Here is a 21,510-nt window from a genome sequence, read left to right as displayed (position 1 = left end):
CCCCGATGACCCAGCAACCTCATGTCCATGGCCCAGACTGCAACCACGATCATGACCATCACCATGATCACGACCATGGCCATGTCCACGGCCCGAACTGCGGCCACGCCCACCAGGAACCGGTGCGCAACGCCCTGAAAGACGTTGGCCGCAACGACCCTTGCCCATGCGGCAACGGCAAGAAATTCAAGAAGTGCCACGGCGCTTGATGTTTCGGGCGAAGACCTACTTCGCCTGACACACCGCCATCGCGAGCAAGCTCGCTCCCACAAGGGATCGCGCTCCATCAGGAGCAACTCGGTCGAATGTGGGAGCTGGCTTGCCAGCGATGAGGCCGGCGCACTCCCCGATCAGTATCAGACTGCCTCAAGAATCCCGGCACTGCTGACCACCGTCGCATACTCCCCGTGCAGATTCCCCAGCGACATCGCATGTACCTCCTCAGCCGAACGCAACGTGCCGAAATAGTCGGCCTTGTCGAAGGTAAAGCACGCATCCTCCGCCACCCACGCGTCAAACCCCAGATTGCCCGCCGTGCGCGCCGTGGATTCCACCGAGTTGTTCGTCGCCACGCCGACAATGATCAACTGCCCGATCCCCGCCTCACGCAACTTAGCCTCAAGCCCCGTCGCACAAAACGCATCCGGCACCTGCTTCTGGATCAGCCACTCGCCGTCCTGCGGCAGAAACCTTTCCTGAAAATCCACGCCTGACTGCTCGGGCCAGAACACCGAATCCGGTGAGCGCGACAAGTGCTGCACGTGGATCACCGGCCGACCGCTGTGCCGCCAGAAGTTCAGCAAGTCGAGGATTCGTTCTTCGGCCAACGGATTATTCCGCCGCCCCAGACGCGGCTGCAGAATGCCTTTTTGCTGGTCGATTATGATCAGTGCAGCGTTGGCCTTGAGCTCCATGGCGATTTTTCTCACGCGGGGTCATTGAATTTCCCGTACTTGAGCATCACCTCCTGTGACTAAGCAAGCTATCGAACGCACACAGGACAACCTGAAGCCGGCGTTTGCTGTCCGCACGTAAGCCATTTTCCTGATTTGGAGCTTTCCATGATCGACCTGTATTACTGGACCACGCCCAACGGCCACAAGATTTCCCTGTTCCTCGAAGAAGCGGGCCTGCGCTACGACGTGCACCCGATCAATATCAGCCAGGGCGAGCAGTTCCAGCCGCACTTTCTGAAAATCGCCCCGAACAACCGCATCCCCGCGATCGTCGATCATGAACCTGCCGATGGCGGCGAACCGTTGTCGCTGTTCGAGTCCGGGGCGATCCTGCTGTACCTCGCGGAAAAGACCGGCAAGTTCCTGCCCAAGGATCTGCGTGGCCGCCAGGTGGCGCTGCAATGGCTGTTCTGGCAAATGGGCGGGCTGGGGCCGATGGCCGGGCAGAACCATCATTTCAGCCAGTTCGCGCCGGAAAAAATCCCCTACGCGATCAAGCGCTACGTCGATGAAACCGCCCGTTTGTACGGGGTGCTGGACAAGCAACTGGCCAACAATGAGTTCGTCGCCGGCAGCGAATACAGCATCGCCGACATGGCGATCTACCCGTGGATCGTCTCCCACAAGTGGCAAAGCCAGAACCTCGAAGACTTCCCGAACGTGCAGCGCTGGTTCAACCACATCAAGGATCGCCCGGCGACCGTGAAGGCCTACGCGCTGGTGCAGAAGATCAATCCACCGAAGGCTTGAGTCACCCGGCCTGATCGTTCCCGTGCGCGGGAACGATCAACGGGAAGAAATAACCGCTCGCCCCGCTTGCGCGGCCCCCTCCTGCTCACTAACGTAGCGGCTTTATTGCGCCCCCAGCCTCTACACCCCGCAGGAGCTTTGCCATGGCCTCGCCAGCCCTTTCACATTTTCTTCCCCGGTTCGGCGTTGCCGCAGCAGTGGCCGGTGTTCTGAGCCTGACCGGTTGTCAGACCTGGAACGCCCAGGACACCCTCCCGCCGACCTCCGGTGTGCAGCCGCTCAAGGGCCTGGCGCAGAACGTTTCGGTACGCCGCAATGCCATGGGCATGCCGCTGATCGAAAGCAACAGTTTCCACGACGCGTTGTTCGCCCTCGGCTATGTGCACGCCAGCGACCGGATCAATCAGATGGTCACCCTGCGCCTGCTGGCCCAGGGTCGTCTCGCGGAAATGTCCGGTTCGTCGATGCTCGACGCCGACCGCTACATGCGCGCCGTCAACCTGAAGAAAAGCGCCGGCGAGCTGTACAAGGCTTCGTCGCCACGGCTCAAGCGTTTCTTCGAAGTCTATGCCCGGGGCGTCAACGCCTACCTGTTCCGCTACGCCGACAAGTTGCCGGGGGATCTGGCTTCCAGCGGCTACAAGCCTGAGTACTGGAAACCGGAAGATTCGGCGCTGATCTTCTGCCTGCTGAACTTCAGCCAGTCGGCCAACCTGCCGGAAGAAATCGCTTCGCTGGTGCTGGCACAGACCGTGACCAACGACAAACTGGCGTGGCTGACCCCGTCCGCTCCCGACGAAAACCTGCCGCTGGCCGAAGCCGACAAGCTGCAAGGCATCAAGCTCAACGGGCAGATTCCGGGGCTGACGGAACTGAGCAACGCCAGCGAACAACTGGCCGCCCTCAACCTGCTGGGCACTCAGTCATCGAACAACTGGGCCATCGCCCCGCAACGCAGCCGCAGCGGCAAGAGCCTGCTGGCCAGCGACAGCCATGGCCCGCTGGCCGCGCCGTCGCTGTGGAGTTTCGTGCAGATCCGCGCTCCGAAATACCAGGCCGCCGGCGTGACCGTGGCCGGTCTGCCGATGGTGCTCGGCGGTTTCAACGGCAAAGTGGCGTGGAGCCTGACCAGCGTGCTCGGCGATAACCAGGATCTGTTCCTGGAAAAAATCCGTCGTCAGGGCAGCAGCCTGACCTACGAGGTCAACGGCAAATGGCAACCGGTCGCCGTGCGCAACGAAACCTACTTCGTCAAAGGCCAGCGGCCGATTCGCGAAGCGGTGTACGAAACCCGCCATGGCGCGCTGCTCAACAGCACCCAGGCTGCCGCTCAGGGCACAGGTTTTGGCCTGGCCTTGCAGACGCCGAGCTTCACCGACGACAAATCACTCGATGCGTTTTTCGATCTGAGCCGCGCGCAGAACGTGGAACGCGCCTCGGACGCCACCCGGGAAATCCGCGCCATCGCGCTGAATCTGGTGTTTGCCGACGCCAGCAACATTGGCTGGCAAGTCACCGGGCGCTTCCCGAACCGCCGTGAAGGTGAAGGTTTGCTGCCGTCGCCGGGCTGGGAAGGTCGCTACGACTGGGACGGTTACGCCGACCCGATGCTCCACCCCTACGATCAGGACCCGGCCCAGGGCTGGCTCGGCACCGCCAACCAGCGGGTCATCCCTCACGGCTACGGCATGCAACTGTCCAATTCCTGGGCGGCGCCGGAGCGTGGCGAGCGCCTGGCCGAACTGGCCGGCAGCGGCAAGCATGACGGTCGCAGCGTGATCGCCATGCAGTACGACCAGACCACCACCTTCGCCGCCAAACTGAAGAAAATGTTCGAGGCACCGGGCATGTCGCAGCCGCTGAAACAGGCGATCGACGCGCTGCCGGAAGCTGACCGCAGCAAGGCCCGCGAGGCCTACACCCGTCTGATGGCGTTCGACGGCAAGCTCAGCCCGACTTCCGCCGACGCAGCGATCTACGAGTTGTTCCTGCAGGAAAGCATGAAGCAGATCTTCCTCGACGAGCTCGGCCCGCAGGGCAGCCCGGCGTGGAAAGCGTTTATCGCCAACGGCGACTTGTCCTACGCCGCCCAGGCCGATCACTTGCTCGGCCGCGAAGACAGTGCGTTCTGGGACGACGCCCGCACCCCGCAAAAAGAAGACAAACCGGCGATCCTCGCTCGCAGTCTGGCAGCAGCGATCAGCGCTGGCGACAGTCAGTTGGGCGGTGATCGCAGAGCCTGGCAGTGGGGCAAACTGCACCGCTACGAGTGGAAGAATGCCAACGGCCAGAGCGTTCGCGGTCCGATCGCGGCGGGCGGTGACCATACCACCCTGAACACGGCGGCATTTGCCTGGGGCCAGGACTTCAACACCACGCGTGCGCCGTCGATGCGCTTTATCGTCGACTTCGGTCAGAGCGAACCGCTGCTGGGGCAGAACGGGACGGGGCAATCGGGGAATCCGGTGAGCCCGAACTACCTGAACGGCATCGACCCGTGGCTCAAGGGCCAGTACATCGGCTTGCCGATGCAGCCGCAGAACTTTGACCGGGTGTATGGCAAGACGCGGTTGACGCTTACCCCCGGCAAATAAATCCCCATCTGATCGTTCCCACGTCGAGGCGTCGAACCGTCCGCGTGGGAATGCAGCCCGTGACGCTCCGCGTCACTGGACGCAGAGCGTCCCTTGAGGCATTCCCACGCAGAGCGTGGGAACGATCATGCGACAGTTCAGAAAATCAATAGAACTTCTGACTTCGCGCCAACCTCATAGCTAACAAGTCTTCCATTCCGGTAACGCCATGGACCTTGTTATCGCCCGCCCCGAAGGTTTGTACTGCCCCGCCGGGGATTTCTATATTGACCCGTGGCGACCCGTCGAGCGCTCGGTCATCACTCATGCCCACGGCGACCATGCCCGTGGCGGCAACCAGCATTATCTGGCTGCCAGCGCCGGTGAAGGGATTCTGCGCGCGCGTCTGGGCCAGGACATCAACCTGCAAACCCTCGACTACGGCCAGCGCCTGACCCACCACGGCGTCACCTTGAGTTTTCATCCCGCCGGTCATGTACTCGGCTCGGCCCAGGTGCGGCTGGAATACGGCGGCGAAGTCTGGGTCGCGTCCGGCGACTACAAGATCGAACCGGACGGCACTTGCGCGCCGTTCGAACCGGTGCGCTGCCACACCTTCATCACCGAATCGACCTTCGGCCTGCCGATCTACCGCTGGCAGCCGCAGGCGCAGGTGTTCGCCGAAATCAATCAGTGGTGGCAGGCCAACATCGAGGCCGGCAAGGCCAGCGTGCTGTTCTGCTATTCGTTCGGCAAGGCCCAGCGGATTCTCCACGGCATCGACGAAACCCTCGGGCCGATCCTCAGCCACGGTGCGGTCGAGCCGCTGAACCGTGTGTACCGCGAGGCCGGTGTCTACCTGCCGCCAACGATCTACGCCGGCGAGGTGAAAAAGAACGACCCGATGATGCGCCAGGCGCTGGTCATCGCCCCGCCCTCGGCCGGCGGCAGCAGTTGGATGCGCCGTTTCGGCGATTACAGCGACAGCTTCGCCAGCGGCTGGATGCGCCTGCGCGGCACCCGTCGGCGGCGCGGCGTGGATCGCGGCTTCGTGCTCTCGGATCACGCCGACTGGCCCGGTCTTTTATGGGCTATCGAACAGACCGGCGCCGAGCGGGTGATGGTCACCCACGGCTCGATTGGCGTGCTGGTGCGCCATCTGCGCGAGCAGGGTCTGGACGCACAGGGTTTCAACACCGAATACGGTGACGATGAGGAAGAGCTGCCTGCCGCCACGCCCGCCGTTGCCGAGGTGCAACCATGAAAGACTTCGCCGGGTTGTACGCCGAACTCGACGCCACCACCTCCAGCAACGCCAAACTGGCGGCCATGCAAACCTACTTCGCCCAGGCGCAACCGCAGGATGCCGCTTGGGCGGTGTACTTCTTGTCCGGCGGTCGGCCGCGGCAACTGGTGCCGGTGCGGATCCTGCGCGATCTCGCGGTCGAAATGTCCGGGTTGGCGCCATGGCTGTTCGAGGAGAGCTATCAAGCGGTCGGCGACCTGGCGGAAACCATCTCGCTGGTGTTGCCGGAACATCCATACACCTCCGAGGCCGGCCTCGCCGAATGGATCGAAGACAAACTGCTGCCCCTGCGCGGTGAAACCCCGGAATACCTCGCCCATCAGTTGCCCGCACTGTGGGCGCAACTGGATCGGCCGAGCCTGATGCTGTGCATCAAGTTGATCACCGGCAGCTTCCGGGTCGGCGTATCCAAGCTGCTGGTGACCCGCGCTCTGGCTTCCATGGCCGGGCTCGACAGCAAGCGAGTGGCGCAACGGCTGGTGGGTTACACCGACCTGTCCAACCGGCCGAACGCTGCCAGTTACCTGAAACTGATCGCCCCCGAATCCAGCGACGAGCATGCCCAGCGCGGCGGCCAGCCCTACCCGTTCTTCCTCGCCCACGCGCTGGCGCAACCGGTGGAAACCTTCGAAGCCCTGCTCGGGCCTGCCAGTAACTGGCAGGTGGAATGGAAGTGGGATGGCATTCGCGCGCAAGTGGTCAAGCGCGACGGAAAACTGTGGGTCTGGTCCCGGGGCGAAGAACTGGTCACCGAACGCTTTCCCGAACTCGACACACTGGTGCACGGGTTGCCCGACGGCACGGTGATCGACGGCGAAATCGTGGTCTGGAAAAACCGGCGCCCGGTCACCGAAGATGCTTTCGATCCGCAGTCGACAGAAGCTCCGGCGGTGCAACCCTTCGCGCTGTTGCAGCAACGGATTGGCCGTAAATCGCTGGACCGGAAAATCCTTGAAGACGCGCCGGTGGTGGTACTCGCCTATGACCTGCTCGAATGGCAGGGCGAAGACTGGCGCAACCAGCCCCAGGCCAGACGTCGTGAGCAACTGGAGCAGGTCATCGCCCGCTGCAACAACCCGGTGCTGCTGCCTTCGCCGATCCTGACGGGAGATGACTGGTTCGACCTCGCCCGCCAGCGCGAAGCCTCCAGACGCCTGGGGGTCGAAGGCATGATGCTCAAGGCCAGGGATGCGATGTATGGCGTCGGTCGCACCAAGGACATGGGCGTGTGGTGGAAATGGAAGGTCGACCCGTTCAGCGTCGACGCGGTGTTGATTTACGCCCAGCGCGGTCACGGTCGCCGCGCCAGCCTTTACAGCGATTACACCTTTGCGGTGTGGGACGGCCCGCCCGGTGCCAGTGCGCGGGCGTTGGTGCCCTTCGCCAAGGCCTATTCCGGGCTGACCGACGCGGAAATGCGCGAAGTCGACAGCATCGTGCGCAAGACCACCGTGGAAAAATTCGGTCCGGTCAGCAGCGTGAAGCCGAGCCTTGTGTTCGAACTGGGTTTCGAAGGCATCGCCCTCTCCCGTCGGCACAAGAGCGGCATCGCCGTGCGCTTCCCGCGCATGCTGCGCTGGCGCCAGGACAAGACCGTGGACGAGGCCGACAGCCTGGCGACCCTGCAAAACCTGTTGGTCTGACTCCTTCCCCCGATACTCCCCCTCACCCCGATCGTTCCCACGCTCCGCGTGGGAATGCCTCAATGGACGCTCTGCGTCCGCTTTGGGACGCGGAGCGTCCCGGCTGCATTCCCACGCAGAGCGTGGGAATGATCCTCTGAACCATACTGGTGCAGCTTTTGCGGCGCGCCCGTTTTCGTGCACTGACCGGCCCCGGCATGCACTTGCTGCACCTTTTAAAACACTTGTTCGGGACTCTGGTTCGGAAATTGCTACTTTCTATAAGTCGTAAGCGCTCCAGTAACAATCATTCCGCGCCACAAGCGCTCATATTGGTTCTTAGGGATTGAATAATGAAAAAAGCATTGCTGACCCTTTCTGCACTGGCGTTGTGCATGGCCGCCGGCTCCGCGCTGGCCAAGGAATACAAAGAACTGCGGTTTGGCGTTGACCCTTCCTACGCACCGTTCGAGTCGAAAGCGGCAGACGGCAGCCTGGTTGGCTTCGACATCGATCTGGGCAACGCGATCTGCGCCGAGCTGAAGGTCAAGTGCAAATGGGTTGAAAGTGACTTCGACGGCATGATTCCGGGCCTCAAGGCCAATAAATTCGACGGTGTGATCTCGTCGATGACCGTTACCGAAGCCCGCGAAAAAGTCATCGACTTCTCCAGCGAGCTGTTCTCCGGCCCGACGGCCTACGTGTCGAAAAAAGGTTCGGGCATCACCGACGACGTCGCTTCCCTGAAAGGCAAAACCGTCGGCTACGAGCAAGGCACCATCCAGGAAGCCTATGCCAAAGCCGTGCTGGACAAAGCCGGCGTGAAAACCCAGGCCTATCAGAATCAGGACCAGGTGTATTCCGACCTGACCTCGGGCCGTCTCGATGCGGGCATTCAGGACATGTTGCAGGCCGAACTGGGCTTTCTGAAGTCGCCGCAAGGCGCTGATTATGAAGTCAGCAAGCCGGTCGACAACCACTTGCTGCCAGCCAAGACCGCTGTCGGTATTAAGAAAGGTAACACCGAGCTGAAAGCGCTTTTGGATAAAGGTATCAAAGCGTTACACGATGACGGCAAATACGCCGAGATTCAAAAGAAACACTTTGGCGATCTGAATCTGTACAGCGGCAAATAATGCCCCGGCGCCCATCCTCGATGGGCGCCTTTTTCATTCAGTCAGGTTGCTGATTTATGTTCGAAACCCTCTTACAAAATCTGGGGCTCTCCGCCTTCAGCCTCAAGGGCTTTGGCCCGTTGCTGTTGGAAGGCACCTGGATGACCATCAAATTGTCGGCGTTGTCGCTGCTGGTGGCCGTGTTGCTCGGCCTGCTCGGCGCCAGTGCCAAGCTGTCAAAAGTCAAACTGCTGCGCCTGCCCGCCCAGCTCTACACCACGCTGATTCGCGGGGTGCCGGACCTGGTGCTGATGCTGCTGATCTTCTACAGCCTGCAAACCTGGCTGACGACGCTCACCGATTACCTGGAATGGGAATACATTGAGATCGACCCGTTCAGCGCCGGGGTCCTGACCCTGGGCTTCATTTACGGCGCGTACTTCACTGAAACCTTCCGCGGGGCGATTCTCGCCGTGCCGCGCGGTCAGGTCGAAGCCGCCACCGCCTATGGTCTCAAGCGCGGCCAGCGCTTTCGCTTCGTGGTGTTCCCGCAAATGATGCGCTTCGCCCTGCCGGGCATCGGCAACAACTGGATGGTGATGCTCAAGGCCACTGCGCTGGTTTCGATCATCGGCCTGGCCGATCTGGTCAAGGCCGCGCAGGACGCCGGCAAGAGCACCTATCAGCTGTTTTACTTCCTGGTGCTCGCCGCGTTGATTTACCTGCTCATCACCAGTGCCTCGAACTTCATCCTGCGCTGGCTCGAACGCCGCTACGCCGCCGGTGCAAGGGAGGCCGTACGATGATCGAACTCCTGCAGGAATACTGGAAAGCCTTCCTTTATACCGACGGTCAGAACATCACTGGTCTTGCGATGACGATGTGGCTGCTCAGCGCCTCGATCTTCTTCGGCTTCATCGTGTCGATTCCGCTGTCGATCGCCCGGGTCTCGCCGCACTTCTACATTCGCTGGCCGGTGCAGTTCTACACCTACCTGTTCCGTGGCACGCCGCTCTATATCCAGCTGCTGATCTGCTACACCGGGATCTACAGCCTGGCCGCCGTGCGCGCGCAGCCGCTGCTCGACAGTTTCTTTCGCGATGCGATGAACTGCACGATCCTGGCCTTCGCCCTCAACACTTGCGCCTACACCACGGAGATTTTCGCCGGGGCGATCCGCAGCATGAACCACGGTGAAGTCGAAGCGGCCAAGGCCTACGGGCTGACCGGCTGGAAGCTGTATGCCTACGTGATCATGCCGTCGGCGCTGCGCCGTTCGTTGCCGTACTACAGCAACGAAGTGATCCTGATGCTGCACTCGACCACCGTGGCCTTCACCGCGACCATCCCCGACATCCTGAAAGTCGCGCGGGACGCCAACTCGGCGACCTTCCTGACCTTTCAGTCGTTCGGCATCGCCGCGCTGATCTACCTGACCATCACCTTTGCGCTGGTCGGCCTGTTCCGCCTTGCCGAACGCCGATGGCTGGCCTTCCTCGGCCCGACCCACTAGGACCCATTAGAGATGCGTCATCAGATACACGACCTGCTGGCCCCGCTGCCGGGGACCGCACGACAGATCCACAGTTTTCACTTTGGCCCGGACAAGGCCCGAGGCAAGATCTACATCCAGTCTTCGCTGCACGCCGACGAACTGCCCGGCATGCTCGTGGCCTGGCACCTCAAGCAGCGCCTGGCGGAGCTGGAAGCCGCCGGCCGCCTGCGCAGCGAAATCGTGCTGGTGCCGGTGGCCAACCCGGTCGGCCTCGAACAGGTGCTGATGGATGTGCCGCTGGGCCGCTACGAATTGGAGAGCGGGCAGAACTTCAACCGCTGGTTTGTCGACCTCAGCGAGGAAATCGGCAACGAGATCGAAACACAGCTGTGCGACGACCCGCAGCGCAACCTTGAGCTGATCCGCGCCAGCCTGCGCAATGCCCTCGCCCGCCAGACCGCCAGCACCCAACTGCAATCCCAGCGCCTGACCCTGCAACGGCTGGCCTGCGATGCGGACATGGTGCTCGACCTGCATTGCGATTTCGAATCCGTGGTTCACCTCTACACAACGCCCGAGGCCTGGCCGCAGGTCGAGCCGCTGGCGCGCTACATCGAATCCCAGGCGAGCCTGTTGGCCACCGACTCCGGCGGCCAGTCGTTCGATGAGTGCTTCACCCTGCTGTGGTGGCAATTGAAGGAGCGCTTCGGCGAACACTTCGAGATTCCGCTCGGCAGTTTCTCGGTCACCGTCGAGTTGCGTGGCCAGGGGGATGTCACCCATCCGCTGGCCAGTCGCGATTGCCAGGCGCTGATCGATTACCTGATTCATTTCGGAGCCATCGTCGGCGAGCCCAAAGCCTTGCCGGCCCTGCCACATCCCGCCACACCTTTGGCCGGCGTAGAACCGGTGGCCACTCCCGTCGGCGGCCTGCTCGTCTACACCGCCACACCCGGCCAGCTTCTGGAAGCCGGGCAGAAAATCGCCGAAATCATCGACCCGATCAGCGACCGGGTCACACCAGTCCATTGCACCGCTTCCGGTCTGCTCTACGCCCGCTCGCTGCGGCGCATGGCCACCGCCGGGATGGTGATCGCCCACGTCGCGGGCGCCGAAGCCTATCGCAGCGGCTATCTACTTTCGCCTTGAGGATGCCTGTCCCATGTACAAATTGACCGTTGAAGGCCTGCACAAAAGCTATGGCGACCATCAGGTGCTCAAAGGCGTGTCGCTCAAGGCCAGGACCGGTGACGTGATCAGCCTGATCGGCGCCAGCGGCTCGGGCAAAAGCACCTTTTTGCGCTGCATCAACTTTCTCGAACAACCCAACGACGGCGCGATGAGCCTCGATGGCCAGGCGATCCGCATGGTCACCGACCGCCACGGCATGCACGTCGCCGACGCCGATGAACTGCAACGCCTGCGCACCCGGCTGGCAATGGTATTTCAGCACTTCAACCTGTGGAGCCACATGACCGTGCTGGAAAACATCACCATGGCCCCGCGCCGGGTGCTGGGCTGCAGCAAACAGGAAGCCGACGACCGCGCCCGGCGTTATCTGGAAAAGGTCGGCCTGCCGGCACGGGTGGCCGATCAGTACCCGGCGTTTCTCTCCGGCGGCCAGCAACAGCGGGTGGCGATTGCCCGGGCTTTGGCGATGGAGCCGGAAGTCATGCTGTTCGACGAACCGACTTCGGCACTTGACCCGGAGCTGGTCGGCGAAGTGCTCAAGGTGATTCAGGGCCTGGCCGAAGAAGGCCGGACCATGATCATGGTCACCCATGAAATGAGCTTTGCGCGCAAGGTCTCAAGCCAGGTGCTGTTCCTGCATCAGGGGCTGGTGGAAGAAGAAGGCGCACCCGAAGAAGTGCTGGGCAATCCGAAAAGCGAACGCCTGAAGCAATTCCTCAGCGGCAATCTCAAGTAAAACTATTGCCCGGCCGGCGCGGTCATTGAAGGAACACCTTCAGAGCACACGTCGCCGGCATGGGCACTTCCACCGACTTCGCCAAATACTGGTTCAGCGCCCGCGACTGGAAGCCTTTCGCCTTTCAAAAACAGGTGTGGGCCGCGGTCAAACGGAGCGAGTCCGGCCTGCTGCACGCCAGTACCGGCGCCGGTAAAACCTACGCGGTGTGGTTTGCCGCGCTCAATCGGTTTGCCCGCTCCAGGCCTGCTGCTGAAACCACCCGCAAACGCCCACCGCCGGCCGAACCGCTGACAGTCTTGTGGATCACCCCCATGCGCGCGCTGGCTGCCGACACCGCGCGCGCCCTGCAAGCGCCGCTGGACGATCTGCAGATTCCCTGGAGCGTCGGCCTGCGCACTGGCGACACCGGCAGCAGCGAACGCGCCCGGCAGAACCGGCGCCTGCCCACCACGCTGATCACCACCCCGGAAAGCCTGACCCTGATGCTCGCCCGGGCCGACGCGCAAACGGCGCTGTCGACGCTGCGTATGGTCGTGGTGGATGAGTGGCACGAATTGCTCGGCAACAAGCGCGGCGTGCAATTGCAACTGGCCCTCGCCCGGCTACGGCGCTGGCAGCCGGGGCTGATCGTCTGGGGCGTTTCCGCGACGCTCGGCAATCAGTCCCACGCCGAACAGGTGCTGATCCCACAGGGCGGCGGCGTGAGTATTCAGGGGCAAAGCGAAAAGTCGCTCAAGGTCGATACCCTGCTCCCACCGGCCATCGAACGATTTCCCTGGGCCGGGCACATCGGTCTGAAGATGTTGCCGCAGGTGGTCGCCGAACTGGACGTCTGCGCCAGCAGCCTGGTGTTCACCAACACCCGGGCGCAATCGGAAATCTGGTATCAGGCCTTGCTGGAAGCGCGGCCGGACTGGGCCGGTTTGATTGCCCTGCACCACAGCTCTCTGTCCCGCGACACCCGCGACTGGGTCGAGCAGGCGCTGAAGAACGGCCAACTCAAAGCCGTGGTCTGCACTTCAAGCCTGGATCTGGGGGTGGATTTCCTGCCGGTGGAGCGGGTGCTGCAGATTGGCTCGGCCAAAGGCGTGGCGCGGCTGATGCAGCGTGCCGGACGTTCGGGGCATGCGCCCGGCAGAACGTCTCGGGTCACGCTGGTGCCGACCCACAGCCTGGAGCTGATTGAAGCTGCGGCCGCTGGCGATGCCGTGGCACAGCGGCGGATCGAACCGCGACTGTCACCGCACAAACCGCTGGATGTGCTGGTGCAGCATCTGGTCAGCATGGCCCTGGGCGGTGGCTTTGTTCCCGATGAGCTGTACGAAGAAGTCCGTGGTGCCTGGGCCTATCGCGACCTGACACCAGCAGACTGGGCCTGGGCGCTGGCGTTCGTACGCCACGGCGGGATGTCGCTGACGGCGTACCCGGATTACCGCCGGGTCGAGCCGGATGAGCACGGGATCTGGCGCGTCCCCGATGCCCGCCTGGCGCGCCGCCATCGCATGAGCATCGGCACCATCGTCAGCGATGCCAGCATTCACCTGAAATTCTGGAGCAAGGGCGGTGGCGGCAAACAACTGGGCAGCGTGGAAGAAAGCTTCATCGCACGCCTGAAACCCGGTGATGGTTTTCTGTTCGCCGGGCGCTTGCTGGAACTGGTGCGGGTGGAAAACATGACCGCCTACGTCAAACGCAGCACCGCAAAAAAAGCCGCCGTACCGCGCTGGAATGGCGGACGCATGCCGCTCTCCAATGAGTTGGCGGAAGCCGTGGTCAGCCGCTTCAGCGCGGCGGCACACGGTGAGTTTGCCGGCCCGGAAATGCACGCCTTGCGCCCGCTGCTGGAAACACAGATGCGCTGGTCGGGCCTGCCGACAGACAACAACCTGCTGGCCGAAGTGCTGAAATCCCGCGAAGGCTGGCACCTTTTCCTCTACCCGTTTGCCGGACGCCAGGTGCATCTGGGGCTGGCCAGCCTGCTGGCGTGGCGGGCCAGTCAGCGCTTGCCTGTGACCTTCTCGATTGCGGTCAACGATTACGGACTGGAACTGCTCAGCGCCACGCCCGTTGACTGGTCTGTACAGCTGAATCAGGCCCTGCTCAGTCCCGAAGGTTTGTTGAGGGATGTGCTGGCCAGCCTCAACGCGGGCGAACTGGCGCTGCGCAGGTTTCGGGAAATCGCGCGGATAGCCGGCCTGGTGTTCGCCGGTTACCCCGGCGCGCCGAAAAGTACACGTCAGGTGCAGGCCTCCAGCGGGCTGTTTTTTGAAGTGTTCAAACAATACGACGCCGACAACCTGCTACTGGCGCAGGCCGGGGAAGAAGTCCTGCGGGAAGAACTGGATATTCGTCGACTTGAACAGACATTGGAGCGGATCAATCGGATGAAACTGGACATGCACTTGATCAAACGTCCTACACCGCTCGGCTTTCCATTGCTGGTGGAGCGCATGCGCGAAAGCATGAGTTCGGAAAAACTTGCCGACCGGATCCGGCGCATGGTTGGCGATCTGGAGAAAACCGCCGACACAGGCCAATCCCGATGAACGCGCCCTACCCCTTGCGTCTGGCAGGCGAAGAACTCTGGTTACTGCCGGAAAAGGCGCTTTACTGGCCAGCGCAACAGGCGCTGCTGATTGCCGATGTGCATTTCGGCAAGGCAGCCGCTTATCGTCGACTTGGCCAACCGGTTCCGCAGGGCACTACGACGAGCAATATCGCGGTGATCGAGCAATTGCTGGCGAAGCTGCCGTGTCGGCAACTGATCTTTCTGGGGGACTTTCTGCACGGACCTGGCTCCCACGCCCCCGACACCTTGCAGGCTTTGGCGCAGTGGCGGGCGCGTCATGCCGACCTGCCGATGACGCTGATTCGCGGCAATCACGACAAGCGGGCGGGCGATCCGCCGCTAGCGCTGAACATCCGGGTGGTGCCAGAGCCGTTGCTGCTAGGGCCCTTCGCGTTGCAACACGAGCCGGATCCGCACCCTGAGCGGCACGTCCTCGCAGGGCACGTACACCCGGTTTATCGATTGATCGGCAAGGGGCGTCAGCGTTTACGGCTGGCGTGTTTCAGGCTCGGAGAACGCATCAGCCTGCTGCCGGCCTTTGGTGCCTTCACCGGTGGTTTTCCAGTGGAGAAGGAAGACAGCTGTCGGATCTTTGTCATTGGCGACAACGAAATATGGCCCGTCGGCTGAAGTCCTGTTCAGGATTCAGCCGACGGGCCATGCATTCAATCACGCGACGGGCGCGGGTGGCGGTTTGTCCGGCAACGTAGGTTCGCCGGGCTCGGTCGGTTCTTCGTTGGGGGTATCGGGATCGGGCTGGTGAGGGATTCCGCCGGCCGTGGTGATGGGTGGGTGTGCCAACAACGACCAGGCCATTACGCCAACCTGATTGGGCTCGAGCCTTGCCAGTTCGGCAGTGATTTGCGGATCGATCTTCATGGAGCACTCCTCGGCGAAGGCCCGTCCCGCTGTTCGCGAAACGGGCAGTACACCTCATAGAGTGTCTACCCGCCGAAGAATTCCCGGTAACTGCCGGATGGACGGATCAGGTGCGCGGCAGGGTCACGCCACGCTGGCCCTGGTATTTGCCGGCACGGTCCTTGTAGGACACTTCGCATTCCTCGTCGGATTCGAGGAACAGCATCTGCGCCACGCCTTCATTCGCGTAGATCTTCGCCGGCAGGTTGGTGGTGTTGGAGAACTCCAGGGTCACCTGGCCTTCCCACTCGGGCTCGAGCGGGGTGACGTTGACGATGATGCCGCAACGGGCGTAAGTGCTCTTGCCCAGGCAGATGGTCAGGACGTTGCGTGGAATACGGAAGTATTCAACGGTCGTGGCCAAGGCAAAGGAGTTCGGCGGAATGATGCAGACATCGCTGTGGACGTCGACAAAACTGCCGGCGTCGAAGTTTTTCGGATCGACGATGGCCGAATTGATGTTGGTGAACACCTTGAAATGATTGGTGCAACGCACATCGTAGCCGTAGCTCGACACACCGTAGGAGATCACACGGCTGTCGTCACTGCCACGTACCTGGCGCTCGACGAACGGCTCGATCATGCCGTGTTCCTGCGCCATGCGGCGAATCCACTTGTCCGATTTGATGCTCATGGCGGGTGTCCTGAATAGCGAGGTGGAAAAAATCTGTCCGGCATCTTACCGGGCGCGCTGCCGGGTTCAAAGTCCGGGCTGCAAATCTCGGCGAACGTGCAGGAATTACGCGCCCTGGCGACGAACCGTCACACCGTCGATCCCTAAAACAGAGAAACCTTCGCAAGAAGCATTGGCACGTTCCGGAAAAAGGGTTAAGGTGGCGCCACTGTGCTGCTTGTGTCACTGAGAATCTCTACACGATATGTTGAATTTCGATCCAACCATCTACAAGAATTTTTCCTGCTCTTTGCACTCAGTCTCGGCCAGGGTTCTTCCTGAGTCGCAGTTATCTTTGTTCAAGGAGTTACACCATGTCTAATCGCCAAACCGGTACCGTTAAGTGGTTCAACGATGAAAAAGGCTTCGGCTTCATCACTCCACAATCCGGTGACGACCTGTTCGTTCACTTCAAAGCTATCCAATCCGACGGCTTCAAAAGCCTGAAAGAAGGCCAACAGGTTTCTTTCATCGCTACCCGCGGTCAGAAAGGCATGCAAGCTGAAGAAGTACAAGTTATCTAACTTGTAGCTTCTTTAGTAAAAGGCCCCGCCCTCAAAAGCGGGGCTTTTTTGTGGGCGTCTGTTTTTCCAGGCGCAAAAAAACGCAGCCTGCGAAGGCTGCGATCTTTTTTGTTGTTTACCAGGCGACGCCGAAGCCGGCGGTGTAGCGGGTTTTGCTCAGATCCGCGTCCTCGGTGCCGCTGATGATGTCGCGTTCGGCCTTGAGGTTGAGCGAGGCCCAGTCGGTGACCTTGTAGCGCAGGCCCATTTCCGCATCCAGCGCGTAGTCGGCCACGCCGGACAACGGCTTGCCGACCTCGCCATTGGTGAAGAACTCGACCTTCTTGCCGATCAGGTAGCGGTTGTAGTCCCACTTCATGGCGACCGAATAGAAGTTGTCCTTGCTGCCATCGCGGTACTCGTAATCGGTTCGGTTGAGCAGCGAACCCAGGGAGAACGCTCCCAGTTCATCGTCCCAGAACTGGTAACCCGGACCGGTACCGACCACGCGCTGGCGGGCCAGCTCTTCAATGTGATCACGCTTGTAGTTCAGGCGGCCCTGCCAGAACCATTGATCAGTGAGGAAGCGGTCGAGCGAGTACTCGGCGCGCCAGTTATCGGTGGTGGTCACGTCGTCCTGCACTTCGCGGTTGTATTCGCCTTCGGCGGTATGGCGCCAGCGGCCGTGACGAGCAGTGGTCTTGAAGCCGACATCGTAATCATCGGTATCTTTCTCGGCACGCTGGTAGTCGAGCGCCAGGTCAACGTTGCCCTTCCACACCAGATCCTCGACCACCGGTTTGGGCTTGAGAATCTGCTGAATGCTCGCCAGTTCCACGGTTTTCGGCGCTTCGCCGTTGGCCAGGGTGACCTTGCCGTCTTCGGCGGCGCTCAGCGACTTGGCCTTCTCGCCGTTGTAGGCGTCCTGTTTGACCAGCAACTCCTGATCACTTTCCAGGGTCTTGACCTGCTTCCAGTCGATGGTGACGGCACCGGCGTACTGGGTCTGGACCAGCAACTTGCCGCCGTCGAACAGCGTGATTTTGCCGCTCAGCTTGTCACCGTTCTTCAACCAGACGGTGTCGGCAAGCAAAGGTGTGGACGCACTGAAGACAGCAAGGCACAGCAGGGTTCTGGACAACATAAGCGAATCGAAGACTCAAGTTTGCGAAAAAAGGGTCGGCATTATCCGTAGGAATAATTCCCTGACAAGGAGTGACCCGGCTAATTCTGTTGAGTTCATTTCTCAATTGCCCATCCACCGATTACGCTTACGGCCATAAGGCGATCAAGTTCAGGAACCGCGCACGTGACAGACCCGATGCATGCCTGCGAAAACGATCCGCAAATCCGACGCACGGCACTCTATTCGACCCTCGCCCAAGTGCCCGAGGGCAAAGTCGTCAGCTATGGTCAGTTGGCCGAACTGGCGGGGTTGGGGCGCGCCGCCCGCTGGGTCGGCCGGACCCTGAGCCAATTGCCCGGCGACACCAAGCTGCCCTGGCACCGCGTACTCGGCGCCGGCGGTCGGATCAGCCTGCCGGCGGGCAGCCCGTCCGGGGACGAACAGCGCGCGCGATTGCGCATGGAGGGCATCACCGTCCTGAACAATCGCGTGGATATTCGGCGCCATGGCTGGCGTCCGGTAGAGCACAGCGGTTAGAGTGCGCGCTTTGTTTTCGCAATCTTGAGGCAGACTTCAGCCCATGCCCCGTAAAACCTGGCGCGCCGCGCTCGCCGCCTATGCCAGTCCTTCGACGCTCGTGCTGTTGTTGCTGGGTTTCGCCGCCGGCCTGCCGTACATGCTGGTGTTCTCGACACTTTCGGTCTGGCTGCGTGAAGCCGGTGTGGCCCGCGAGACGATCGGCTACGCCAGCCTGATCGGTCTGGCCTACGCCTTCAAATGGGTCTGGTCGCCCCTGCTCGACCAATGGCGCCTGCCGTTGCTCGGCAAGCTGGGTCGTCGCCGTTCGTGGCTGGTACTTTCACAAACGCTGGTGATCCTCGGTCTGATCGGCATGGGCTTTTGCGACCCGCAAAAACACCTGTCCTGGCTGATCGCTATCGCGGTGGTGGTTGCATTCGCCTCCGCCACTCAGGATATCGCCGTCGACGCCTATCGCCTGGAAATCGCCGAAGACAGCCGTCAGGCCGCGCTGGCCGCCAGCTATATGTCCGGCTATCGGATCGCCGCCCTGCTCGCGACCGCGGGTGCGCTGTTCTTCGCCGAGGGCTTCGGCTCTACAGGATTCAAGTACCAGCATTCGGCCTGGACCGGCACCTACGTGCTGTTCGGCGCCCTGATGGTCCCTGCCCTGCTCACCACTCTGCTGATGCGCGAGCCGCCGGTGCCGTTGCGCACCCAGTTGCAGGCGGGGCGTTACACCTTCATGCATCAGTTGATGTCAGTGTTCGTGCTGATCATTTTGCTGGTGTCTGTGCCAGCAATGTTTACCCAGCTCTACAACACCGATTTCGCCAGCGTGCTGTTTGGTGACATGAGTCCGCTGGACCTGCTGCTGGAAGACCGGGCGTTCCTGCGTGCCATTCTCTACACCACGCTGACCTGCCTGTGCCTCTCGGCCATGGGTCGCCGTGGCCTGGCGCCGGTACTGACACCGGTCAACGACTTCATCCTGCGCTACCGCTGGCAGGCACTGCTGCTGCTGGGCCTGATCGCTACCTATCGGATGTCCGATACGGTGATGGGCGTGATGGCCAACGTGTTCTACATCGACCAGGGCTTTACCAAGGACCAGATCGCCAGCGTCAGCAAGATCTTCGGCCTGATCATGACACTCGTTGGCGCCGGCATGGGCGGTCTGCTGATCGTGCGCTTCGGCATCCTGCCGATCCTGTTCATCGGCGGTGCCGCGTCGGCGGGTACCAATCTGCTGTTCCTGATGCTCGCCGACATGGGCCCGAACCTGCAGATGCTGGTGGTGACGATCTCCCTCGACAACTTCAGCTCGGGCCTGGCCACCTCGGCGTTCGTCGCCTACCTGTCGAGCCTGACCAACCTGAAATTCTCCGCCACCCAGTACGCCCTGCTGAGCTCGATCATGCTCCTGCTGCCACGCCTGATCGGCGGCTACTCCGGGGTGATGGTGGAAAAATTCGGATATCACAACTTCTTCCTGATCACCGCGCTGCTCGGCGTTCCGACCCTGGTGCTGATCGCCCTGCACTGGTTCCAGGAAAGCCGCCGAGAAGGCCCGACGCCGACCCCGGAACCCGCACCGACCTCCGTCGTGGAAGAATCGTAAGACATCTCGCACCCGGCGAGAGGGTTCGCGCCGGGGCTGCACTTCTGTACGTCGGCGGATCTCGCCGTTACACTGCTCCGTCATTTCCAGTCATAGCAACCGACAACGGCCAACCATGCGCACCAGTCAATTTTTGCTCGCCACACAGAAAGAAACGCCTTCCGACGCGGTCGTGATCAGCCACCAGCTGATGCTGCGCGCCGGCATGATCCGCAAACTCGCCTCGGGCCTGTACACCTGGCTGCCGATGGGCTTGCGAGTGATGCGCAAGGTGGAAGCCATCGTTCGCGAAGAAATGGACGCCGCCGGCTCTCTGGAAGTGTTGATGCCGAGCACCCAACCGGCCGAGCTGTGGCAGGAATCGGGGCGCTGGGAAGAATACGGCCCAGAACTGCTGCGCATCAAAGACCGCCACGGTCGTGATTTCTGCGCGGGCCCGACCCACGAAGAAGTGATCACCGATCTGATGCGCAACGAGTTGAGCAGCTATAAACAGCTGCCGATCAACCTGTACCAGATCCAGACCAAATTCCGTGACGAAATCCGTCCACGCTTCGGCCTGATGCGCGGTCGCGAATTCATCATGAAGGACTCCTACTCGTTCCATGCGGATCAGGCGTCGCTGCAGATCACTTATGACCGCATGCACGAAGCGTACTGCAACATCTTCACCCGCCTGGGTCTGAAATTCCGTCCGGTGGAAGCCGACAACGGTTCGATCGGTGGCGCCGGTTCCCACGAATTCCACGTGCTGGCCGAGTCCGGCGAAGACGATATCGTCTTCAGCAACGGCTCCGAGTATGCGGCGAACATCGAGAAAGCCGAAGCCGTGCCGCGTGAAACCTCGCGCGCCGCGCCAAGCGAAGAGCTGCGTCTGGTCGACACGCCAGACACCAAGACCATCGCGGCCCTGGTGGAGAAATTCAATCTGCCGATTGAAAAGACCATCAAGACCCTGATCGTGCACGCCGAAGAAGAAGGCAAGCTGATCGCCCTGATCATCCGTGGCGACCACGAGCTGAACGAAATCAAGGCTGCCAACCAGCCAGGCGTTGCCAGCCCGCTGGTCATGGCTTCCGATGCCGAACTGCGTGACGCCATTGGCGCCGGCGCCGGTTCCCTCGGCCCGCTGAACCTGCCGCTGCCGATCATCATCGACCGTTCGGTCGAGCTGATGAGCGACTTCGCCATCGGTGCCAACATCGACGACAAGCACTACTTCGGCGTGAACTGGGAGCGTGATCTGCCGGTTCCGACCGTGGCCGACCTGCGCAACGTCGTGGCCGGCGACCCGAGCCCGGACGGCAAGGGCACCCTGGAAATCAAGCGCGGCATCGAAGTCGGACACATCTTCCAGCTGGGCAACAAGTACAGCAAGGCGATGAAGTGCGAAGTGCTGGGCGAGAACGGCAAGCCGGTGACCCTGGAAATGGGTTGCTACGGTATCGGCGTGTCCCGCGTGGTGGCTGCCGCCATCGAGCAGAACAACGACGAGAACGGCATCATCTGGAGCGACGCCCTGGCACCGTTCCAGATCGCTCTGGTGCCACTGCGCTATGAAACCGAGCTGGTGCGTGAAGCCACCGACAAGCTGTACGCGGAACTGACCGCGGCCGGCTTCGAAGTGCTGCTGGACGACCGCGACAAGAAAACCAGCCCGGGCATCAAGTTCGCGGACATGGAGCTGATCGGCATTCCACACCGGATCGTGGTCAGCGACCGCGGCCTCGCCGAAGGCAACCTGGAATACAAGAGCCGTACCGAAGGCCAGGCGCAAGCGCTGCCGGTTGCCGACGTGCTGTCCTTCCTTCAGGCCCGTATCCGCCGCTGAAAC

General features: G+C 61.7%; 20 protein-coding genes. 16 read left to right on the top strand and 4 right to left on the bottom strand.

The window, feature by feature from the left end; genetic code table 11:
* Positions 1 to 5 precede the first annotated feature (5 nt).
* Positions 6 to 209: an SEC-C metal-binding domain-containing protein gene (locus QRN46_RS19775; protein WP_003198420.1), complete on the top strand. Its 204-nt coding sequence runs from the start codon at positions 6 to 8 to the stop codon at positions 207 to 209.
* A 147-nt stretch (positions 210 to 356) separates the two neighbouring features.
* On the opposite strand, the gene QRN46_RS19770 is transcribed toward QRN46_RS19775, so the two are convergent.
* Complete coding sequence (locus tag QRN46_RS19770) at positions 357 to 914, bottom strand: cysteine hydrolase family protein (RefSeq protein WP_285356991.1); 558 nt, start codon at positions 912 to 914, stop codon at positions 357 to 359.
* 147 nt (positions 915 to 1,061) lie between these two features.
* Here QRN46_RS19770 and QRN46_RS19765 point away from each other — a divergent pair, with 147 nt between their 5' ends.
* The 11 genes from QRN46_RS19765 to pdeM all read left to right on the top strand — a co-directional run bounded on the left by QRN46_RS19765 (position 1,062) and on the right by pdeM (position 14,946).
* Complete coding sequence (locus QRN46_RS19765) at positions 1,062 to 1,706, top strand: glutathione binding-like protein (protein WP_201816822.1); 645 nt, start codon at positions 1,062 to 1,064, stop codon at positions 1,704 to 1,706.
* 143 nt (positions 1,707 to 1,849) lie between these two features.
* A complete protein-coding gene (locus QRN46_RS19760) occupies positions 1,850 to 4,300 on the top strand; it encodes a penicillin acylase family protein (RefSeq protein ID WP_285356697.1) in 2,451 nt (816 codons plus the stop codon).
* Between the two features lie 208 nt (positions 4,301 to 4,508).
* Entirely contained in the window at positions 4,509 to 5,543 is a 1,035-nt protein-coding gene (locus QRN46_RS19755; protein ID WP_011332771.1) for a ligase-associated DNA damage response exonuclease, read from the top strand.
* Positions 5,540 to 7,228: an ATP-dependent DNA ligase gene (locus QRN46_RS19750; RefSeq protein ID WP_011332770.1), complete on the top strand. Its 1,689-nt coding sequence runs from the start codon at positions 5,540 to 5,542 to the stop codon at positions 7,226 to 7,228. Before QRN46_RS19755 ends, QRN46_RS19750 begins: the two co-directional genes overlap by 4 nt.
* Before the next feature lie 332 nt (positions 7,229 to 7,560).
* Complete coding sequence (locus QRN46_RS19745; RefSeq protein ID WP_011332769.1) at positions 7,561 to 8,343, top strand: transporter substrate-binding domain-containing protein; 783 nt, start codon at positions 7,561 to 7,563, stop codon at positions 8,341 to 8,343.
* Between the two features lie 56 nt (positions 8,344 to 8,399).
* Positions 8,400 to 9,128, top strand: coding sequence for an ABC transporter permease (locus QRN46_RS19740; protein ID WP_085647837.1), 729 nt, complete (start codon positions 8,400 to 8,402; stop codon positions 9,126 to 9,128).
* Positions 9,125 to 9,835, top strand: coding sequence for an ABC transporter permease (locus tag QRN46_RS19735; RefSeq protein ID WP_011332767.1), 711 nt, complete (start codon positions 9,125 to 9,127; stop codon positions 9,833 to 9,835). Before QRN46_RS19740 ends, QRN46_RS19735 begins: the two co-directional genes overlap by 4 nt.
* A 12-nt stretch (positions 9,836 to 9,847) precedes the next feature.
* Positions 9,848 to 10,966 carry a succinylglutamate desuccinylase/aspartoacylase family protein gene (locus QRN46_RS19730; protein WP_085655626.1) on the top strand — a complete coding sequence of 373 codons (1,119 nt, stop codon included), beginning with the start codon at positions 9,848 to 9,850 and terminating at the stop codon, positions 10,964 to 10,966.
* A gap of 13 nt (positions 10,967 to 10,979) precedes the next feature.
* Positions 10,980 to 11,744 (top strand): ABC transporter ATP-binding protein, encoded by a 765-nt coding sequence (locus QRN46_RS19725; RefSeq protein ID WP_039771333.1) that lies wholly within the window; start codon positions 10,980 to 10,982, stop codon positions 11,742 to 11,744.
* Between the two features lie 59 nt (positions 11,745 to 11,803).
* On the top strand, positions 11,804 to 14,293 hold the full coding sequence (locus tag QRN46_RS19720) for a ligase-associated DNA damage response DEXH box helicase (RefSeq protein WP_285356688.1): 2,490 nt from the start codon (positions 11,804 to 11,806) through the stop codon (positions 14,291 to 14,293).
* Positions 14,290 to 14,946 carry a ligase-associated DNA damage response endonuclease PdeM gene (pdeM, locus tag QRN46_RS19715; protein ID WP_221615137.1) on the top strand — a complete coding sequence of 219 codons (657 nt, stop codon included), beginning with the start codon at positions 14,290 to 14,292 and terminating at the stop codon, positions 14,944 to 14,946. Before QRN46_RS19720 ends, pdeM begins: the two co-directional genes overlap by 4 nt.
* A gap of 39 nt (positions 14,947 to 14,985) precedes the next feature.
* Here pdeM and QRN46_RS19710 read toward each other — a convergent pair whose 3' ends face one another.
* Complete coding sequence (locus QRN46_RS19710) at positions 14,986 to 15,195, bottom strand: hypothetical protein (protein WP_011332763.1); 210 nt, start codon at positions 15,193 to 15,195, stop codon at positions 14,986 to 14,988.
* Positions 15,196 to 15,301: 106 nt separating this feature from the next.
* Complete coding sequence (dcd, locus tag QRN46_RS19705; RefSeq protein WP_007954988.1) at positions 15,302 to 15,868, bottom strand: dCTP deaminase; 567 nt, start codon at positions 15,866 to 15,868, stop codon at positions 15,302 to 15,304.
* 353 nt (positions 15,869 to 16,221) lie between these two features.
* Between dcd and QRN46_RS19700 the strand changes: the two genes are divergently transcribed.
* On the top strand, positions 16,222 to 16,431 hold the full coding sequence (locus QRN46_RS19700; RefSeq protein ID WP_002554837.1) for a cold-shock protein: 210 nt from the start codon (positions 16,222 to 16,224) through the stop codon (positions 16,429 to 16,431).
* A 115-nt stretch (positions 16,432 to 16,546) separates the two neighbouring features.
* Here the strand turns inward: QRN46_RS19700 and QRN46_RS19695 are convergent, their stop codons facing one another.
* Positions 16,547 to 17,554: a DUF481 domain-containing protein gene (locus QRN46_RS19695; protein ID WP_011332762.1), complete on the bottom strand. Its 1,008-nt coding sequence runs from the start codon at positions 17,552 to 17,554 to the stop codon at positions 16,547 to 16,549.
* 177 nt (positions 17,555 to 17,731) lie between these two features.
* Between QRN46_RS19695 and QRN46_RS19690 the strand changes: the two genes are divergently transcribed.
* The 3 genes from QRN46_RS19690 (at position 17,732) to QRN46_RS19680 (ending at position 21,507) form a co-directional block, all read left to right on the top strand.
* A complete protein-coding gene (locus QRN46_RS19690; protein ID WP_011332761.1) occupies positions 17,732 to 18,073 on the top strand; it encodes an MGMT family protein in 342 nt (113 codons plus the stop codon).
* Positions 18,074 to 18,116: 43 nt separating this feature from the next.
* The gene (locus QRN46_RS19685; protein WP_011332760.1) at positions 18,117 to 19,676 is read left to right on the top strand and encodes an AmpG family muropeptide MFS transporter; all 1,560 of its coding nucleotides are present in this window, start codon (positions 18,117 to 18,119) and stop codon (positions 19,674 to 19,676) included.
* Between the two features lie 115 nt (positions 19,677 to 19,791).
* Positions 19,792 to 21,507, top strand: a complete 1,716-nt coding sequence (locus QRN46_RS19680) for a proline--tRNA ligase (RefSeq protein WP_285356680.1) — start codon at positions 19,792 to 19,794, stop codon at positions 21,505 to 21,507.
* Positions 21,508 to 21,510: the final 3 nt, after the last annotated feature.

Source organism: Pseudomonas sp. lyk4-R2A-10 (genome assembly GCF_030209075.1).
Lineage (GTDB): Bacteria > Pseudomonadota > Gammaproteobacteria > Pseudomonadales > Pseudomonadaceae > Aquipseudomonas > Aquipseudomonas glycinae.
Note: the sequence above shows the minus strand (reverse complement) of the source record. Positions and strands in the feature narration are given on the sequence as shown.

Coding starts and splice junctions, on each gene's coding strand:
- QRN46_RS19765 (WP_201816822.1), top strand. CDS start 1,062: ATGATCGACCTGTATTACTGGACCACGCCCAACGGCCACAAGATTTCC.
- QRN46_RS19695 (WP_011332762.1), bottom strand. CDS start 17,554: ATGTTGTCCAGAACCCTGCTGTGCCTTGCTGTCTTCAGTGCGTCCACA.
- QRN46_RS19730 (WP_085655626.1), top strand. CDS start 9,848: ATGCGTCATCAGATACACGACCTGCTGGCCCCGCTGCCGGGGACCGCA.
- QRN46_RS19775 (WP_003198420.1), top strand. CDS start 6: ATGACCCAGCAACCTCATGTCCATGGCCCAGACTGCAACCACGATCAT.
- QRN46_RS19750 (WP_011332770.1), top strand. CDS start 5,540: ATGAAAGACTTCGCCGGGTTGTACGCCGAACTCGACGCCACCACCTCC.
- QRN46_RS19760 (WP_285356697.1), top strand. CDS start 1,850: ATGGCCTCGCCAGCCCTTTCACATTTTCTTCCCCGGTTCGGCGTTGCC.
- QRN46_RS19710 (WP_011332763.1), bottom strand. CDS start 15,195: ATGAAGATCGATCCGCAAATCACTGCCGAACTGGCAAGGCTCGAGCCC.
- QRN46_RS19725 (WP_039771333.1), top strand. CDS start 10,980: ATGTACAAATTGACCGTTGAAGGCCTGCACAAAAGCTATGGCGACCAT.
- QRN46_RS19700 (WP_002554837.1), top strand. CDS start 16,222: ATGTCTAATCGCCAAACCGGTACCGTTAAGTGGTTCAACGATGAAAAA.
- QRN46_RS19745 (WP_011332769.1), top strand. CDS start 7,561: ATGAAAAAAGCATTGCTGACCCTTTCTGCACTGGCGTTGTGCATGGCC.
- QRN46_RS19720 (WP_285356688.1), top strand. CDS start 11,804: ATGGGCACTTCCACCGACTTCGCCAAATACTGGTTCAGCGCCCGCGAC.
- QRN46_RS19770 (WP_285356991.1), bottom strand. CDS start 914: ATGGAGCTCAAGGCCAACGCTGCACTGATCATAATCGACCAGCAAAAA.
- QRN46_RS19735 (WP_011332767.1), top strand. CDS start 9,125: ATGATCGAACTCCTGCAGGAATACTGGAAAGCCTTCCTTTATACCGAC.
- QRN46_RS19740 (WP_085647837.1), top strand. CDS start 8,400: ATGTTCGAAACCCTCTTACAAAATCTGGGGCTCTCCGCCTTCAGCCTC.
- QRN46_RS19690 (WP_011332761.1), top strand. CDS start 17,732: ATGCATGCCTGCGAAAACGATCCGCAAATCCGACGCACGGCACTCTAT.
- QRN46_RS19755 (WP_011332771.1), top strand. CDS start 4,509: ATGGACCTTGTTATCGCCCGCCCCGAAGGTTTGTACTGCCCCGCCGGG.
- QRN46_RS19685 (WP_011332760.1), top strand. CDS start 18,117: ATGCCCCGTAAAACCTGGCGCGCCGCGCTCGCCGCCTATGCCAGTCCT.
- QRN46_RS19680 (WP_285356680.1), top strand. CDS start 19,792: ATGCGCACCAGTCAATTTTTGCTCGCCACACAGAAAGAAACGCCTTCC.
- pdeM (WP_221615137.1), top strand. CDS start 14,290: ATGAACGCGCCCTACCCCTTGCGTCTGGCAGGCGAAGAACTCTGGTTA.
- dcd (WP_007954988.1), bottom strand. CDS start 15,868: ATGAGCATCAAATCGGACAAGTGGATTCGCCGCATGGCGCAGGAACAC.